Here is a 14366-nt window from a genome sequence, read left to right on the forward strand (position 1 = left end):
GATCTACACACAGAGGCCATCGTCGGCAGCGTCAGATGTGTATAAGAGACAGCCATCGATCGTTATAAACAACAGTTCGTTCAGCTGGATACCATGATGTCGAAAATGAACGGCACCAGTAACTATTTGGCTCAACAGTTCAAGTAACCCTTTAACAAGGTAAAGAAAACAGCATGTATAACCGTAGCGGCACTCAGGCCTATGCACAGGTCAGTCTGGAAAGCGGCGCCATGAGCGCCAGCCCGCACCAGTTAATCGTGATGTTGTTCGACGGGGCGCTCAGCGCCCTGCTTCGCGCACGCATCCTGATGAACCAGGGCGATATCGCCGGCAAAGGCATGGCGCTGTCCAAAGCCATCAATATCATCGACAACGGCCTGAAAAGCGGCCTCGATCCTCAGCAGGGCGGCGAGATCGCCGAAAACCTGGCGGCATTGTACGACTACATGAAGCGTCGACTGATGCAGGCCAACCTGCACAACGACGAAGCGGCGATCGCCGAAGTGGTTAAACTGCTGGAAAACATCGCCGACGCCTGGCGCCAAATCGGCCCTAACTACCAACCTTCGCAGGACGCCGTGTAATGGAACGTCAACAGCAGCTGTTAGCCGCTTATCAACAAATTTATAGCCTGAGCAGCCAGATGATCGCGCTGGCGCAAACCGGGCGCTGGGAGGAGCTCGTCGAGCTCGAATTCGCTTACGTGACGGCGGTGGAGAAAACCGCCGCCTATACCGGGCAAGCCGGCCCGTCCATGGCGCTGCAGGAGATGTTGCGCAATAAGTTGCAACAGATCCTCGACAACGAAACCGAGCTCAAGCGTCTGTTACAGCAGCGAATGGATGAGCTGAAGATGCTGATCGAACAGTCCACGCGCCAGAACGTGGTCAACAATACCTACGGCCAGTTTCATGATCGTGCGCTGTTGCTGGGGGAACCACAGGTCCGATAAGATCGACAATACTGACGAAAATGGATTAAATAGCACTATGCGCTATTACTCTCGGGTTACGTTAGGATATTAATCTATGGCATTTGAATTATTCAGTTTATGGGTAATTGGTAAAATGCGCGCTTCGAGCCTGGCTCTCACTTTAATGGATAAACATCATCCCGACACGGACGTTTTCTGTTCAGCAGGAAATTGATTTTTGATAGATAAAACACGCCGCTGTGTTTCACGGCCCATGGAAAAATGTTGCTCCAACGCTGATCAAAGCGTAAAGATATTCTCAGATAATGGCTGCGAAATGAATATCGATGGAACGTACAATTAATCTCTGTCCTGGAATTGGCGCCTCAGCGCACATCATTCAGCATACTGAATTATTATTCCCTTCAGTCTATTTTGAGCAACCACATCTGTATCTGATACAACAAGGCCATAAGCGCGTACGCTGGCAACAACACGAAGTGGTCGCTCATCCCGGCGAGCTGTTGATTATCGACGGCGGGCAAACGGTGGACATTATTAACGGCCCGTCCGAAGACGGCGTATTCAGCTGTCAGTTGCTGACCTGCGATCCCCTGTTGCTCACCGTCCAACCTCCGGCCGAGGAAACGCCGGCGGCGATGCCGTTCGATGCCGTCCTGGCGCTGCGCAACCTGCCCTGCGCCCTCAAGCACAGTTTTGAAACCACCGGCCTGGCGCTGACGCTGCGGCAACGCTTTCCCACCATCATCGTGCGGCACAAAATGCTGGAAATTCTGCTGTGGCTGGCCCAATTCGGCATTCGCTTTATTCACAACGAAGCCAAGGATCTGACGCAGCGCGTGCGCCGCTGCCTGGCGACCGACCCGCACAGCATTTGGACGGCGGCCAAAGTCGCGGAAAGCCTGTCGATGAGTGAAGTGATGTTGCGCCGCAAACTGTCGATGGAAAATACCGCATTGCGCAATCTGATGATCGACGTGCGCATGAGTAGCGCGCTGGCCCTGCTGCAGTCGACCGACTGGCCGATCTCCGCCATCGCGCAACATGTGGGTTATGAAAGCGCATCGCGTTTCGCCGAACGTTTTCGCAAACGCTTCGGTTTCGCGCCTACCGCCATTCGCGGCCATCAAAGGATTATGGAACCCGGCTCTCAGGGCGTTGAGGCGATGGTCGCCGGAGAAACATAAATAGACGCGCAACAAAATGGCTTTATTTAACACAAGTCCCTAACGGTTGTAACAACGCTGAGATACGCTAAGCAACACCCATCCGCCGAACAGCGAATTAAATGATGCGTAATGAAAAGCGATTATTTTCTCTGGCAATAATTTTGTTGGGGCTGTGGCTGTTAGCCTTACTGAATGAAGAAGAGATGATGCGTTTACTGGCCGCACAATAAAACGGCCAGGCTTTTTATCGTCTGGTCAGACTTCAGTCCAGTTTAACCAGAACGCCAATTAATACCGCCAGCAGCGCCAACATTAAAATACTGATCAGACGCCATCTGGATTCGCTTTTCGTGCTCATTGACCGGCCTCGAATAATAACCCTACTAATCACGTCATAATAAACGGTCACCTGCGCATTCAATAAACCTGACAGCACCATTTTCTGCCCTCTATTCGGTACATTAGTCGGTTGTGGCACCGGCCATTAGCGATGCGATACCCACGGTGCCGCAAGCGCCAATTTTCCCGGCAGCTCCGCCACCAGCTTGTCTACCGCCAGCCGCACCTTAAGCGGCTGGTAAGGCATATAGGGCCACACGACGTTCACCGGGAAACTGAGGCTGGGCTCACCGCGCATGATCTCCACCAACGTCCCCGCCATCAAGCGCTCGCGCACCAGCCACTCCGGCAACCAGGCAATACCGGCGCCGGCGGACACCGCATCGACGATCCCCTGCATGTCATCCATCATCATCTTGGCCGGTGGCCTGAACGGCCGCAGCTCGCCATTTTCGCCGCGAAGCTGCCAGGGCAGCACGGCGCCGGCGTGCAGATACCCCACCGCCTGATGTCGGCTTAACGCCTCTACCGTTCTCGGTTCACCGCAGCGCTGCAGATAATCGGGCGAGGCGCACAGCAGCATGCCGTGTTCGCCCAAGCGCCGGGCAACCAGGCTGCCGCTGTCCGCCAGCTCGCCGATGCGCACCGCCAGATCGAACCCCTCGTCGACGAGATCGATCCTGCGGTCGCTGAATGACATCTCCAGCGTCAGTAAGGGATGCTCATTCGCCAGCGCCGTCAACACGGGCGCAATGCACAAATGGCCGAACAGCACCGGCACCGAGACTCTGAGCCGGCCGCTGACCTGCATCTTGCCGCTGTCGAGCTGGTTTTCCGCCGCCTGAATGTTTGCCAACGCCTGCCGGCAGTGCTCATAGTACAGCGCCCCTTCATCCGTCAGGCTCAGGCTGCGCGTGGTGCGCATAAACAACATCACGCCAAGCCGAGCCTCGAGACGCGACACGATTTTGCTGACCGCAGAGCGCGTCAGATGCAGTTTCTCTGCGGCGGCGGCGAAACTGCCGCCTTCCGCTACGGCAACAAAGGCCGGCAGCGCACTCAGATCGCTTTTCATCTTAACGTTTCCAAATTGGAACCAATTTAGTGAAAACCTATCACCACTGGTGAACATCAAGCAATGATAACCTGCTGTCATTCCGAATCCCCGGTGAAAACCACAGATGACCGTCAGAGGACAACAGCATGAAAAAAATACTGGTACTCAAATCCAGCATTATGGGAAATGACTCGCAGACCAATAACCTGATTGACCGCTATCTGGCGGCGCGTAAGGCGAAAGGACACGAAGATCGGATCGTCGAACACGATCTGACGGCGTTGGATCTGCCGGTATTGGACGGCGAGCTGTTCGGTGCGCTGCGCGGCGCGGAAAACATCAGCCCACGCGCCAAAGCGGCGGTGGCGCTCTCCGACCGGCTGATTGCCGAACTGAAAGAGAGCGATCTTCTGCTGCTCGGCGCGCCGATGTACAACCTCAACGTCCCGACCCAGCTGAAAAACTGGTTCGATCTGGTAGCCCGCGCCCGGATGACCTTCAACTATACCGCCACCTACCCGGTGGGGTTGGTGGAAGGCGTCAATGCGCTGGTATTCAGTTCACGCGGCGGCATGCACGCCGGGCATCCGACCGATGCCGTAACGCCCTACCTGCGTTCGGTGCTGGGGCTGATGGGGATCGGCGACGTACAATTTATCTATGCCGAAGGGCTGGATATGAAACCGCACGGCCGCGATCAGGGGCTGGCGAACGCCCACCGGCAGATCGCAGAATTGGCGGGCTGAAGCAAACGCACGGCAGCATTGATTTGTTATAACATAACAAATATGATAATCGCGTTGACGCCACCTCGAGCGGGTGTCGACGCTCCTACATGACATAAATGTTTTATCGCACCTTCAACCAGCTATTTCGATAGCTGGTTTTTTTTCCTCGGCTGGCGCTGCGGCTTCAGCATTGTCGGACTGGCCGTCACTCTAAGGTAACAGCGCCGAACCAAATTTCACTGAAAAATAGTCGGCACGTTCATCACACCGGCATATTCATGATGTCCTGGTAGGCCGCCACCAGCTTGTTGCGCACCTGCACGCCCAGTTGCAAAGAGACCGACGATTTCTGCAGATCGACCATCACATCGTTCAGGCTGATGCCTGGCGCGCCCAGCTCGAAGTCCTGCGCCTGTTTGCGCGCCGTTTGCTGGGTCTCGCTGATCTTGCCGAGCGCCGCGGTCAGTTCGCTGGCGAAGCTGACGCCCTGCGGCGCCGCATTCTGCCCCATCTTGCCGGCCTGAACCGCCATGGTCTGCATCTGCTGCAGTACCCCTTCAATGCCCTGAATCGCCATCTGGTCCTCAATCCTCTCGTCTCGCCGGGTGACGTTTTCACCCTGCACTTCTCCAATGATGCACACCCTAGCACAGCGTTTTCGGACCTAAAGCGGTTAATTAACTGCAAAAAACCCGGCTTATCGGGCAATCGGAATTGTCTGATAAGGCGAATAATGGCCTGCCCAGAAATGGGAGCGCCGCTATTTAGAAGATATGTGTATCAGGGAGTCTGTTTTGTCACACAACGCTAACCATACCGTTCATCAGCCTGGCAGGGAGCTGCTCAGCGGCCCGTACGGGATCGTGAGCGCCATTGAAGGACGAGACCTAAAATGAGTGCTTCGATAACCGCCGGCGAAAGCCGCGACAACGGCCTGCAGGCCATCTGGAACCGTCTGCGCGCCAACCCGAAAATTCCGTTGCTGGTCGCCGCTTCCGCCGCGATCGCGATCGTCGTCGCGCTGCTGTTGTGGGTGAAAAGCCCCGACTACCGCGTGCTGTACAGCAATCTGAACGACCGCGACGGCGGCGCCATCGTCACCCAGCTGACGCAGATGAATATCCCTTACCGCTTTGCCGAGAATGGCGCGGCGCTGCTGATCCCGGCGGAAAAGGTGCATGAAACCCGTCTGCGCCTGGCGCAGCAAGGGCTGCCGAAAGGCGGCGCCGTCGGCTTCGAACTGCTGGATCAGGAAAAATTCGGCATCAGCCAGTTCAGCGAGCAGATTAACTATCAGCGCGCCCTCGAGGGCGAGCTGTCGCGCACCATCGAATCGCTGGGGCCGGTGCAAAACGCCCGCGTTCACCTGGCGCTGCCTAAACCTTCGCTGTTCGTGCGCGAACAGAAATCCCCTTCCGCCTCGGTAACGCTCACCCTGCAACCCGGCCGTGCGCTGGACGACGGCCAGATCAACGCCATCGTTTATATGGTGTCGAGCAGCGTCGCCGGCCTGCCGCCGGGCAACGTGACCGTGGTCGATCAGGCCGGCCGCCTGCTGACCCAGTCCGACGGCACCGGGCGCGATCTCAACGCCTCGCAGCTGAAATACGCCAACGAAGTGGAAAACGGCTTCCAGCGCCGCATCGAAGCGATCCTCGCCCCGGTGGTCGGCAGCGCCAACGTGCGTGCGCAGGTCACGGCGCAGATCGATTTCGCCACGCGCGAACAAACCGATGAACAGTACCAGCCGAACCAGCAGCCGGACAAAGCCGCTATCCGCTCCCAGCAAACCAGCCTGAGCGAGCAGATCGGCGGGCCGCAGGTCGGCGGCGTGCCGGGCGCGCTGTCCAACCAACCGAGCGCTCCGCCTACGGCGCCGATTGAAACCGCCAAGCCGGCGGCGGGCAATAACGCCAACGCCACCACGCAAAACGCCGCGACCACCCGCAGCGCGGCGGCCAGCGGCGTGCCGCAAAATACCCGTCGCGACGCGACCACCAACTACGAGCTCGATCGCACCATCCGTCATACCCAGCAAAAAGCCGGCACCGTGCAGCGTCTGTCGGTCGCCGTGGTGGTCAACTACCTCGGCGCGGATAAAGACGGCAAACCGCAGCCGATGAGCAAAGAACAGCTGGCGCAGATCGAAGCGCTGGTGCGTGAAGCGATGGGCTACTCCAGCAGCCGCGGCGATACCCTGAACGTGGTCAACACACCGTTTACCGACAGCCAGGTGACCGGCGGTGAACTGCCGTTCTGGCAAAGCCAGTCGTTTATCGATCGCCTGATCGACGCGGGCCGCTATCTGCTGGTGCTGCTGGTGGCCTGGCTGCTGTGGCGCAAACTGGTGCGGCCGCAGCTGCAACAGCGCCAGGCCGCGCAACAGGCCGCCCTCGCCGCCGCCAACGCCCCTGCCGCCAAAGCGGCCGACAGCAACAAACCGAGCAACGAGGAGCTGGCGCAGCGTCGCAAATCGCAGCAGCGCGTCAGCGCAGAAGTCCAGAGCCAGCGGATCCGCGATCTGGCTGACAAAGACCCGCGCGTGGTCGCTCTGGTAATCCGCCAATGGATGAGTAACGAGATATGAGCCTGACCGGAACCGACAAAAGCGCCATCTTGCTGATGACGCTGGGTGAAGATCGCGCGGCGGAGGTGTTCAAACACCTCTCCTCGCGCGAAGTACAGCTGCTGAGCGGCACCATGGCCGGCATGAGCCAGGTTTCACACAAACAGCTCGGCGAAATACTGACCGAGTTTGAAGACGACGCCGAGCAATACGCGGCGCTGAGCGTCAACGCCAGCGACTACCTGCGCTCGGTGCTGGTCAAGGCGCTGGGCGAAGAGCGCGCCGCCAGCCTGCTGGAAGACATTCTCGAATCGCGCGAGACCACCACCGGCATGGAAACGCTCAACTTTATGGAGCCGCAGAGCGCCGCCGATCTGATCCGCGACGAACACCCGCAGATCATCGCCACCATTCTGGTGCACCTCAAACGCGGCCAGGCGGCGGACATCCTGGCCCTGTTCGACGAACGCCTGCGCAACGACGTGATGCTGCGTATCGCCACCTTCGGCGGCGTGCAGCCGGCGGCGTTGGCGGAGCTGACCGAAGTGCTGAACAACCTGCTCGACGGCCAGAACCTCAAGCGCAGCAAAATGGGCGGGGTGCGCACCGCCGCCGAGATCATCAACCTGATGAAAACCCAGCAGGAAGAAGCGGTCATCGACGCGATGCGCGAATACGACGGCGAGCTGGCGCAGAAGATCATCGACGAGATGTTCCTGTTCGAAAACCTGGTGGAAGTCGACGATCGCAGCATCCAACGCCTGCTGCAGGAAGTGGAAGGCGAGTCGCTGCTGATCGCGTTGAAAGGCGCCGAACAGCCGCTGCGCGAGAAGTTCCTCAAGAACATGTCGCAACGCGCCGCCGACATCCTGCGCGACGACCTGGCCAACCGTGGGCCGGTGCGCATGTCGCAGGTGGAGAACGAGCAGAAAGCCATCCTGCTGGTGGTAAGACGCCTGGCGGAAACCGGCGAAATGATCATCGGCGGCGGCGAGGACACCTATGTCTGATCGCATTAACACCCTGCCCTGGCAGCCCTGGTCGCTCAACGATTTGGGCGAACAGAAACCGGCTCTCGAGCTGCCGCCATTGCCGGATCTCGAACTTGACGATCCGTCGCCGGACGCGCAGGCCGAATTGCAGCAGCAGCTGGCGACGCTGCGGCTGCAGGCGGAGCAACAGGGCCAGCAACTGGGCTATGCCGACGGCCAGCAAAAAGGCTATGAGGCCGGTTTTCAGTCCGGACTGGAGGAAGGCCGTCAGCAAGGGCTGCTGGAAGCGCAGCAGCAGCAACAGCCGCTGACCGCCCACTGGCAGCAGTTGGTCACCGAATTCCAGCACACGTTGGACGCGCTCGACAGCGTGATCGCTTCGCGGCTGATGCAGCTGGCGCTGACCGCCGCCAAACAGGTGCTGGGCCAGCCGCCGGTGTGCGACGGCACCGCCCTGCTCGCGCAGATCCAACAGCTGATTCAACAGGAGCCGATGTTCAACGGCAAGCCGCAGCTGCGGGTCCACCCGGACGACTACCCACGCGTCGAGCAGCAGTTGGGGGTTACCCTCAGCCTGCACGGCTGGCGCCTGCTGGCGGACGGTGAACTGCATCCGGGCGGCTGCAAGGTCAGCGCCGAGGAAGGCGATCTCGACGCCAGCCTGGCGACGCGCTGGCATGAACTGTGCCGCCTGGCGGCACCGGGAGAAGTCTGATGACCGCGCGTCTCGGCCGCTGGCTGAGCTCTCTGGATACGCTGGAAAAACGCATCGCCCGCGCGCCGACGGTGCGCCGCTACGGTCGCCTGACCCGCGCTACCGGGCTGGTGCTGGAGGCCACCGGCCTGCAGCTGCCGCTCGGCGCGACCTGCCTCATCGAACGGCACGACGCCGGTGAGGTGCAGGAAGTAGAAAGCGAAGTGGTGGGCTTCAACGGCCAGCGGTTGTTCCTGATGCCGTTGGAAGAAGTGGAAGGCATCGTGCCGGGCGCGCGGGTTTACGCCCGCATCGCGCCGGAAGGCCAAAGCGCCGGCAAACAGCTGCCGCTCGGCCCGGCGCTGCTGGGGCGCGTGCTGGACGGCAGCGCCAAACCGCTCGACGGCCTGCCTTCACCGGAAACCGGTTACCGCGCGCCGCTGATCACCGCGCCGTTCAACCCCTTGCAGCGCACGCCAATTGAGCAGGTGCTGGACGTGGGGGTGCGCACCATCAACGGCCTGCTGACCGTCGGGCGCGGTCAGCGCATGGGCCTGTTCGCCGGCTCCGGCGTTGGTAAGAGCGTGTTGCTCGGCATGATGGCCCGTTATACCCAGGCGGATGTGATCGTCGTTGGCCTGATCGGCGAGCGCGGCCGCGAGGTCAAAGACTTTATCGAGAACATTCTCGGTGCCGAAGGCCGCGCGCGCTCGGTAGTGATCGCCGCGCCGGCGGACGTGTCGCCGCTGCTGCGCATGCAGGGGGCGGCTTACGCCACCCGCATCGCCGAAGATTTCCGCGACCGCGGGCAGCACGTGCTGCTGATCATGGACTCCCTTACCCGCTACGCCATGGCGCAGCGTGAGATCGCCCTGGCCATCGGCGAGCCGCCGGCGACCAAAGGCTATCCGCCTTCGGTCTTCGCCAAGCTGCCTGCGCTGGTGGAACGCGCGGGCAACGGCATCAGCGGCGGCGGCTCCATCACCGCTTTCTACACCGTGTTGACCGAAGGGGACGATCAGCAAGACCCGATCGCCGACTCGGCGCGCGCCATCCTCGATGGCCACGTGGTGCTGTCGCGGCGGCTGGCGGAGGCCGGCCACTACCCGGCTATCGACATCGAAGCGTCAATCAGCCGCGCCATGACGTCGCTGATCGACGAAGAGCATTATCGCCGGGTTCGCACCTTCAAACAGATGCTGGCCAGCTATCAACGCAACCGCGATCTGATCAGCGTCGGCGCCTACGCGGCGGGCAGCGATCCATTGCTGGACAAAGCGATGACGCTGTATCCGCAGATGGAAGCCTACCTGCAGCAGGGTATCTTCGAACGCAGCGGCTATGATGAAGCCTGTCAACAGCTGCAGCAGTTGATTGTTTAACGTCACAGAGGCGCACAGCGATGAAATCACAATCCCCCCTGATTACCCTGCGCGATCTGGCGCAGGATGCGGTGGAGCAAGCCGCGCAACAGCTTGGCCAGGTGCGGCAGGCGCAGCAGGCGGCGGAGCAGCAGCTGTCGATGCTGCTCAACTATCAGGACGAATACCGCCAGAAGCTGAATCATACGCTCTGCGACGGCATGGACAGCTCACGCTGGCAAAACTACCAGCAGTTTATCGGCACGCTGGAGCAGGCCATCGACCAGCACCGCCAGCAGCTGCTGCAGTGGGGGCAGAAAGTGGATCACGCGGTGAAGCAATGGCAAGACAAACAACAGCGGCTGAACGCTTTCGACACCCTGCATACCCGCGCAATGAACGCGGAGCAGCAGCAGGAGAACAAACGGGATCAAAAATTGATGGATGAATTCGCTCAACGCAGCGCACAAAGGAATATCAACCCATGAATCTGAACGCCCTGCCCGGCCTGGCCTTACCCGGCGACGCCGGCGGTCTGACCGAACTGACCTCGGCGCTGGACGAAAGCCAGCTGTCGTCCGCTTTTGCCCAGCTGCTCGGCGCGCGTTTCGCGCCCGCCGCCGATGGCAAACCTCAGCCGGCCACGCTGAGCGCGGACGAGGAGCGCGCCCCGGCCCTGAGCCGCAACCAGCTCAATCAGCTGCTGGCCACCTTCGGCGAGCGCGGCGGCCTGTTGCCGAACCTGTCAGCCTCAGCCGACGCGCCTTCTTCTGAAGCCGTTGAAGGCGATGCGCCCGCCGCCGGCGATAAACCGGCGCAGCCGCCGATCGTCGCCGCCAAAGAGCTGGATGCCGCGACGCTGCAGGCGCTGTACGCCATGCTGCCGGCCGCGATCGTCGCTCAGGCGCAACCGGCCGAAGGCCAACGGTCGCTGCCGATGGAAAACGCTGACGAGGCGACTGCGCTGCAGCCCGGCAACGGCCTGCTGAACATCGCGGCGGCCGGTGATAACACCGCCGCGCGCTCGTCGGCGGCCCCCGCCCCGGCGGTGACGGGCGCGAAAACGCCGGCTACCGATGGCGACAACGCTGCCGCGGCGCTCCCGCAGCCGACCAGCGGTGAACGCGCAAACGCCGCACAGCCGCTGCCGGCGAGCGATGCGCAGCAGCAACCGACGCTCAATCACGCTGTCGCCCTGGCCGCCGCCAGCCCGACGCAAACGACCGCCCCGGCCAGCGCGCTGGTGACGGCACCGCCGGCTCCGCAGCTCAACGCGCAGCTGGGCAGCCCGGAGTGGCAGCAGGCGTTGAACCAACAGGTGCTGATGTTCCACCGCAACGGCCAGCAGAGCGCCGAGCTGCGCCTGCACCCGCAGGAACTGGGCGCCTTGCAGATCACGCTGAAACTGGACGACCAGCAGGCGCAGCTGCACATCGCCTCCGCGCACGGCCAGGTGCGTGCGGCGGTGGAAGCGGCGATGCCGCAGCTGCGGCACGCGCTGGCGGAGAGCGGTATCAACCTGGGGCAGAGCAGCGTGGGCGGCGAGTCCACCCCGCACTGGCAGCAGGCGCAACAGCAGGCTTCCAACGGCCAGGGCCGTTCCAGTTATGCTGAACATCATGGCGCTGACGGCGCAGCCGCCGAGGGCGTCAGCGCACCGGCGGCGCTGCAGCGTATGGCCAGCGCGGTCAACGGCGTCGATATTTTCGCCTGAGCCGCCGCAAACGCCCAAGCTGGCACCCATTTGCGCGTCTATTCAGGCTATTGCACGCCACAATAGACGCGATAATACCTTTACATGTCATGCGTGCGGCTTTGCCGCGCGCGATGCCCGCCGCCTCGCCGGCCGCGGGTGGAACAACAGGAATTAGATTTCGCTATGTCTCAGAACTCCCTTCCGGCAGCACCGAAACGCCCCCTTCTGGTCATCCTGCTGGTGTTGATCAGCGTCGTCGCCTGTGGCGCCGCGGGCTACAGCTGGTGGCTGCTGCAACAGCATAAAAACGGCGCCGAACCGGCCGCCGTCAAAGAACAACCGCCGGCGGCGCCGGTGTTCATGCCGCTCGACACCTTTACCGTCAACCTGGTGACGCCGGACAACAACCCGGATCGCGTGCTGTACATCGGCCTCACGCTGCGTCTGCCGGACGAAAGTACCCGCCGCCAGCTGAACGATTTTCTGCCGGAAGTGCGCAGCCGTCTGCTGATGCTGCTTTCCCGCCAGGAAGCGAGCCAGTTGGCCAATGAACAAGGGAAGCAACAGTTGGTGGCGCAGATTAAGGATGTGCTCAGCCCGCCGCTGGTTAAGGGACAACCGAAGCAGGTGGTCAGCGACGTGCTGTTCACCGCCTTCATACTGCGGTAATCACTATGGGCGATAGCATTCTTTCACAGGCAGAGATCGACGCCTTGCTCAACGGCGACAGCGCGGGTGATGAACCCGAGGCGGTGGTCGGCAAAGAGAGCGAGGTCAAGCCTTACGATCCGAACACCCAGCGCCGCGTGGTGCGCGAGCGCCTGCACGCGCTGGAAATTATCAACGAACGTTTTGCCCGGCAGTTCCGCATGGGATTGTTCAACCTGCTGCGCCGCAGCCCGGACATTACCGTCGGCCCGATCAAAATCCAGCCGTATCACGAGTTCGCCCGCAACCTGCCGGTGCCGACCAACCTGAACCTGGTGCATCTGAATCCGCTGCGCGGCACCGCCCTGTTCGTGTTCGCGCCGAGCCTGGTGTTCATCGCCGTCGATAACCTGTTCGGCGGCGACGGCCGCTTCCCGACCAAGGTCGAAGGCCGCGAATTCACCCCGACCGAACAACGGGTGATCAAGCGCATGCTGCGTCTGGCGCTGGACGCCTACGGCGACGCCTGGAGCGCCATCTACAAGATCGACGTAGAGTACGTGCGCGCCGAAATGCAGGTGAAGTTCACCAACATCACCACCTCGCCGAACGACATCGTGGTCACCACGCCGTTCCAGGTGGAGATCGGCGCGCTGACCGGCGAGTTCAACATCTGCATTCCCTTCGCGATGATCGAACCGCTGCGCGAGCTGTTGACCAACCCGCCGCTGGAAAATTCGCGGCAGGAAGACAGCCACTGGCGCGAAACGCTGGTGAAGCAGGTGCAGCACTCCGAACTGGAGCTGATCGCCAACTTCGTCGATATCCCGATGCGGCTGTCGAAAGTCCTGAAGCTGCAACCGGGCGATGTATTACCGATAGACAAGCCGGAACGCCTGATCGCCCATGTGGACGGCGTACCGGTTCTGACCAGCCAATACGGCACGTTGAACGGGCAATACGCCCTGCGTGTTGAACATTTGATTAACCCTATTTTGAATGCTCTGAGTGAGGAACAGCCCAATGAGTGATCCTAAGCAACCGTCTGGCGAAGGAAAGGAATCCGTAGACGATCTGTGGGCTGATGCGTTTAACGAGCAGCAGTCTTCAGAGAAATCCGGCGCGAGCACCGAAGGGGTGTTCAAGTCGCTGGAAGCTCAGGATGCGCTCGGCAGCCTGCAGGATATCGACCTGATTCTGGATATTCCGGTCAAGCTGACCGTGGAACTGGGGCGCACCAAGATGACCATCAAAGAGTTGCTGCGCCTGTCGCAGGGCTCGGTGGTGGCGCTGGACGGCCTGGCCGGCGAACCGCTGGATATCCTGATCAACGGTTACCTGATCGCACAAGGTGAAGTGGTGGTGGTGGCCGACAAGTTCGGCGTGCGCATCACCGACATCATCACCCCGTCCGAACGCATGCGTCGACTGAGCCGCTGATGACCGTCGCCGCGCCCGTTACCGTGCAAAGCACCCAACAACCCGCCGCGCCGGCCCTGCCGGCCGGTTCGGTGTTGATGCAGGTCAGCAGCGCGCTCGGCGGCATTCTGCTGCTGATCCTGCTGGCCGGTTGGCTGTTCCGTCGGCTGGGGTTCGCCCCGCAGGCGCGCAACAACAAACTGCTTAACCTGCGCGCCAGTTGCCAGGTCGGGCAGCGTGAGCGCGTGGTGGTGGTGGAAATCGACGACACCTTGCTGGTATTGGGCGTCACCGCCCAGCAGATCACCCCGCTGCACACCCTGCCCGCCCCGCCGAAAGACGAAGGCGAGACCAACGCGGCGACACCGGCGGACTTCCGCCAACTGATGCAAAAAGTTCTGAAACGCCCGGAAAAATCGGCATGACCTCGACTCTTCATACCCTCGTCCGCCGTCCGGCGGTTTGGCTCCCTGCCGCCCTGCTGCTGATCAGCCCGGCGGCTTTTGCACAACTGCCGGGGCTGATCAGCCAGCCGCTGGCCAACGGCGGCCAAAGCTGGTCGCTGCCGGTGCAGACGCTGGTGCTGTTGACCTCGCTGACCTTCCTGCCCGCCATGCTGCTGATGATGACCAGCTTCACCCGCATCATCATCGTGCTCGGGCTGCTGCGCAATGCGCTGGGCACGCCGTCGGCGCCGCCGAACCAGGTGATGCTGGGGCTGGCGCTGTTCCTGACCTTCTTCATCATGTCGCCGGTGTTCGAC

At 61.3% G+C, this 14366-nt stretch carries 16 protein-coding genes and 2 pseudogenes; 16 read left to right on the forward strand and 2 right to left on the reverse strand.

Going from position 1 to position 14366, the window contains the following annotated elements; genetic code table 11:
• The 4 genes and pseudogenes from MMS95_RS24285 to MMS95_RS23510 form a co-directional block, all read left to right on the forward strand.
• A pseudogene (locus tag MMS95_RS24285) lies at positions 1 to 147 on the forward strand (hypothetical protein); the annotation flags it as partial.
• A 26-nt stretch (positions 148 to 173) separates the two neighbouring features.
• Positions 174 to 584: a flagellar export chaperone FliS gene (gene fliS, locus MMS95_RS23500; RefSeq protein WP_004934758.1), complete on the forward strand. Its 411-nt coding sequence runs from the start codon at positions 174 to 176 to the stop codon at positions 582 to 584.
• Entirely contained in the window at positions 584 to 952 is a 369-nt protein-coding gene (fliT, locus tag MMS95_RS23505) for a flagella biosynthesis regulatory protein FliT (RefSeq protein ID WP_033632765.1), read from the forward strand. The genes fliS and fliT overlap by 1 nt, the downstream gene beginning before the upstream one ends.
• Positions 953 to 1260: 308 nt before the next feature.
• A complete protein-coding gene (locus MMS95_RS23510; RefSeq protein ID WP_033632764.1) occupies positions 1261 to 2121 on the forward strand; it encodes a helix-turn-helix transcriptional regulator in 861 nt (286 codons plus the stop codon).
• 466 nt (positions 2122 to 2587) lie between these two features.
• On the opposite strand, the gene MMS95_RS23515 is transcribed toward MMS95_RS23510, so the two are convergent.
• The gene (locus MMS95_RS23515; RefSeq protein ID WP_156865911.1) at positions 2588 to 3517 is read right to left on the reverse strand and encodes a LysR family transcriptional regulator; all 930 of its coding nucleotides are present in this window, start codon (positions 3515 to 3517) and stop codon (positions 2588 to 2590) included.
• 128 nt (positions 3518 to 3645) lie between these two features.
• Here MMS95_RS23515 and MMS95_RS23520 point away from each other — a divergent pair, with 128 nt between their 5' ends.
• Positions 3646 to 4245 carry an NAD(P)H-dependent oxidoreductase gene (locus tag MMS95_RS23520; protein ID WP_085336690.1) on the forward strand — a complete coding sequence of 200 codons (600 nt, stop codon included), beginning with the start codon at positions 3646 to 3648 and terminating at the stop codon, positions 4243 to 4245.
• Positions 4246 to 4489: 244 nt separating this feature from the next.
• On the opposite strand, the gene fliE is transcribed toward MMS95_RS23520, so the two are convergent.
• A complete protein-coding gene (gene fliE / locus MMS95_RS23525) occupies positions 4490 to 4804 on the reverse strand; it encodes a flagellar hook-basal body complex protein FliE (protein ID WP_004934773.1) in 315 nt (104 codons plus the stop codon).
• Between the two features lie 315 nt (positions 4805 to 5119).
• On the opposite strand from fliE, the gene fliF reads away from it, so the two are divergent.
• The 11 genes and pseudogenes from fliF to fliP form a co-directional block, all read left to right on the forward strand.
• Positions 5120 to 6814 (forward strand): flagellar basal-body MS-ring/collar protein FliF, encoded by a 1695-nt coding sequence (gene fliF / locus MMS95_RS23530; protein WP_242142387.1) that lies wholly within the window; start codon positions 5120 to 5122, stop codon positions 6812 to 6814.
• On the forward strand, positions 6811 to 7803 hold the full coding sequence (fliG, locus tag MMS95_RS23535) for a flagellar motor switch protein FliG (protein ID WP_004934775.1): 993 nt from the start codon (positions 6811 to 6813) through the stop codon (positions 7801 to 7803). The genes fliF and fliG overlap by 4 nt, the downstream gene beginning before the upstream one ends.
• On the forward strand, positions 7796 to 8500 hold the full coding sequence (fliH, locus tag MMS95_RS23540; RefSeq protein ID WP_004934780.1) for a flagellar assembly protein FliH: 705 nt from the start codon (positions 7796 to 7798) through the stop codon (positions 8498 to 8500). The genes fliG and fliH overlap by 8 nt, the downstream gene beginning before the upstream one ends.
• A complete protein-coding gene (fliI, locus tag MMS95_RS23545) occupies positions 8500 to 9861 on the forward strand; it encodes a flagellar protein export ATPase FliI (RefSeq protein WP_004934781.1) in 1362 nt (453 codons plus the stop codon). Before fliH ends, fliI begins: the two co-directional genes overlap by 1 nt.
• A 20-nt stretch (positions 9862 to 9881) precedes the next feature.
• Positions 9882 to 10328, forward strand: coding sequence for a flagellar export protein FliJ (gene fliJ, locus MMS95_RS23550; RefSeq protein WP_033632758.1), 447 nt, complete (start codon positions 9882 to 9884; stop codon positions 10326 to 10328).
• Positions 10325 to 11554 (forward strand): flagellar hook-length control protein FliK, encoded by a 1230-nt coding sequence (locus tag MMS95_RS23555; RefSeq protein ID WP_021504083.1) that lies wholly within the window; start codon positions 10325 to 10327, stop codon positions 11552 to 11554. The genes fliJ and MMS95_RS23555 overlap by 4 nt, the downstream gene beginning before the upstream one ends.
• 165 nt (positions 11555 to 11719) lie before the next feature.
• The gene (gene fliL / locus MMS95_RS23560) at positions 11720 to 12205 is read left to right on the forward strand and encodes a flagellar basal body-associated protein FliL (RefSeq protein ID WP_015378245.1); all 486 of its coding nucleotides are present in this window, start codon (positions 11720 to 11722) and stop codon (positions 12203 to 12205) included.
• A 5-nt stretch (positions 12206 to 12210) separates the two neighbouring features.
• Positions 12211 to 13215, forward strand: coding sequence for a flagellar motor switch protein FliM (gene fliM / locus MMS95_RS23565; RefSeq protein ID WP_004934798.1), 1005 nt, complete (start codon positions 12211 to 12213; stop codon positions 13213 to 13215).
• A complete protein-coding gene (gene fliN, locus MMS95_RS23570; RefSeq protein WP_004934799.1) occupies positions 13208 to 13624 on the forward strand; it encodes a flagellar motor switch protein FliN in 417 nt (138 codons plus the stop codon). Before fliM ends, fliN begins: the two co-directional genes overlap by 8 nt.
• Positions 13624 to 14028, forward strand: a complete 405-nt coding sequence (fliO, locus tag MMS95_RS23575; RefSeq protein WP_166445203.1) for a flagellar biosynthetic protein FliO — start codon at positions 13624 to 13626, stop codon at positions 14026 to 14028. The genes fliN and fliO overlap by 1 nt, the downstream gene beginning before the upstream one ends.
• Positions 14025 to 14366, forward strand: a pseudogene (gene fliP / locus MMS95_RS23580) (flagellar biosynthetic protein FliP); the annotation flags it as partial. The gene fliO and the pseudogene fliP, both read left to right, overlap by 4 nt.

Origin of the sequence: Serratia sp. PGPR-27 (assembly GCF_022678525.1) — a bacterium.
Taxonomy (GTDB): Bacteria; Pseudomonadota; Gammaproteobacteria; order Enterobacterales; family Enterobacteriaceae; genus Serratia; species Serratia nematodiphila.

Excerpts from the sequence above, each read along its gene's own strand:
- fliS (WP_004934758.1), top strand. The coding sequence starts at position 174 with ATGTATAACCGTAGCGGCACTCAGGCCTATGCACAGGTCAGTCTGGAA.
- fliT (WP_033632765.1), top strand. The coding sequence starts at position 584 with ATGGAACGTCAACAGCAGCTGTTAGCCGCTTATCAACAAATTTATAGC.
- MMS95_RS23510 (WP_033632764.1), top strand. The coding sequence starts at position 1,261 with ATGGAACGTACAATTAATCTCTGTCCTGGAATTGGCGCCTCAGCGCAC.
- MMS95_RS23515 (WP_156865911.1), bottom strand. The coding sequence starts at position 3,517 with ATGAAAAGCGATCTGAGTGCGCTGCCGGCCTTTGTTGCCGTAGCGGAA.
- MMS95_RS23520 (WP_085336690.1), top strand. The coding sequence starts at position 3,646 with ATGAAAAAAATACTGGTACTCAAATCCAGCATTATGGGAAATGACTCG.
- fliE (WP_004934773.1), bottom strand. The coding sequence starts at position 4,804 with ATGGCGATTCAGGGCATTGAAGGGGTACTGCAGCAGATGCAGACCATG.
- fliF (WP_242142387.1), top strand. The coding sequence starts at position 5,120 with ATGAGTGCTTCGATAACCGCCGGCGAAAGCCGCGACAACGGCCTGCAG.
- fliG (WP_004934775.1), top strand. The coding sequence starts at position 6,811 with ATGAGCCTGACCGGAACCGACAAAAGCGCCATCTTGCTGATGACGCTG.
- fliH (WP_004934780.1), top strand. The coding sequence starts at position 7,796 with ATGTCTGATCGCATTAACACCCTGCCCTGGCAGCCCTGGTCGCTCAAC.
- fliI (WP_004934781.1), top strand. The coding sequence starts at position 8,500 with ATGACCGCGCGTCTCGGCCGCTGGCTGAGCTCTCTGGATACGCTGGAA.
- fliJ (WP_033632758.1), top strand. The coding sequence starts at position 9,882 with ATGAAATCACAATCCCCCCTGATTACCCTGCGCGATCTGGCGCAGGAT.
- MMS95_RS23555 (WP_021504083.1), top strand. The coding sequence starts at position 10,325 with ATGAATCTGAACGCCCTGCCCGGCCTGGCCTTACCCGGCGACGCCGGC.
- fliL (WP_015378245.1), top strand. The coding sequence starts at position 11,720 with ATGTCTCAGAACTCCCTTCCGGCAGCACCGAAACGCCCCCTTCTGGTC.
- fliM (WP_004934798.1), top strand. The coding sequence starts at position 12,211 with ATGGGCGATAGCATTCTTTCACAGGCAGAGATCGACGCCTTGCTCAAC.
- fliN (WP_004934799.1), top strand. The coding sequence starts at position 13,208 with ATGAGTGATCCTAAGCAACCGTCTGGCGAAGGAAAGGAATCCGTAGAC.
- fliO (WP_166445203.1), top strand. The coding sequence starts at position 13,624 with ATGACCGTCGCCGCGCCCGTTACCGTGCAAAGCACCCAACAACCCGCC.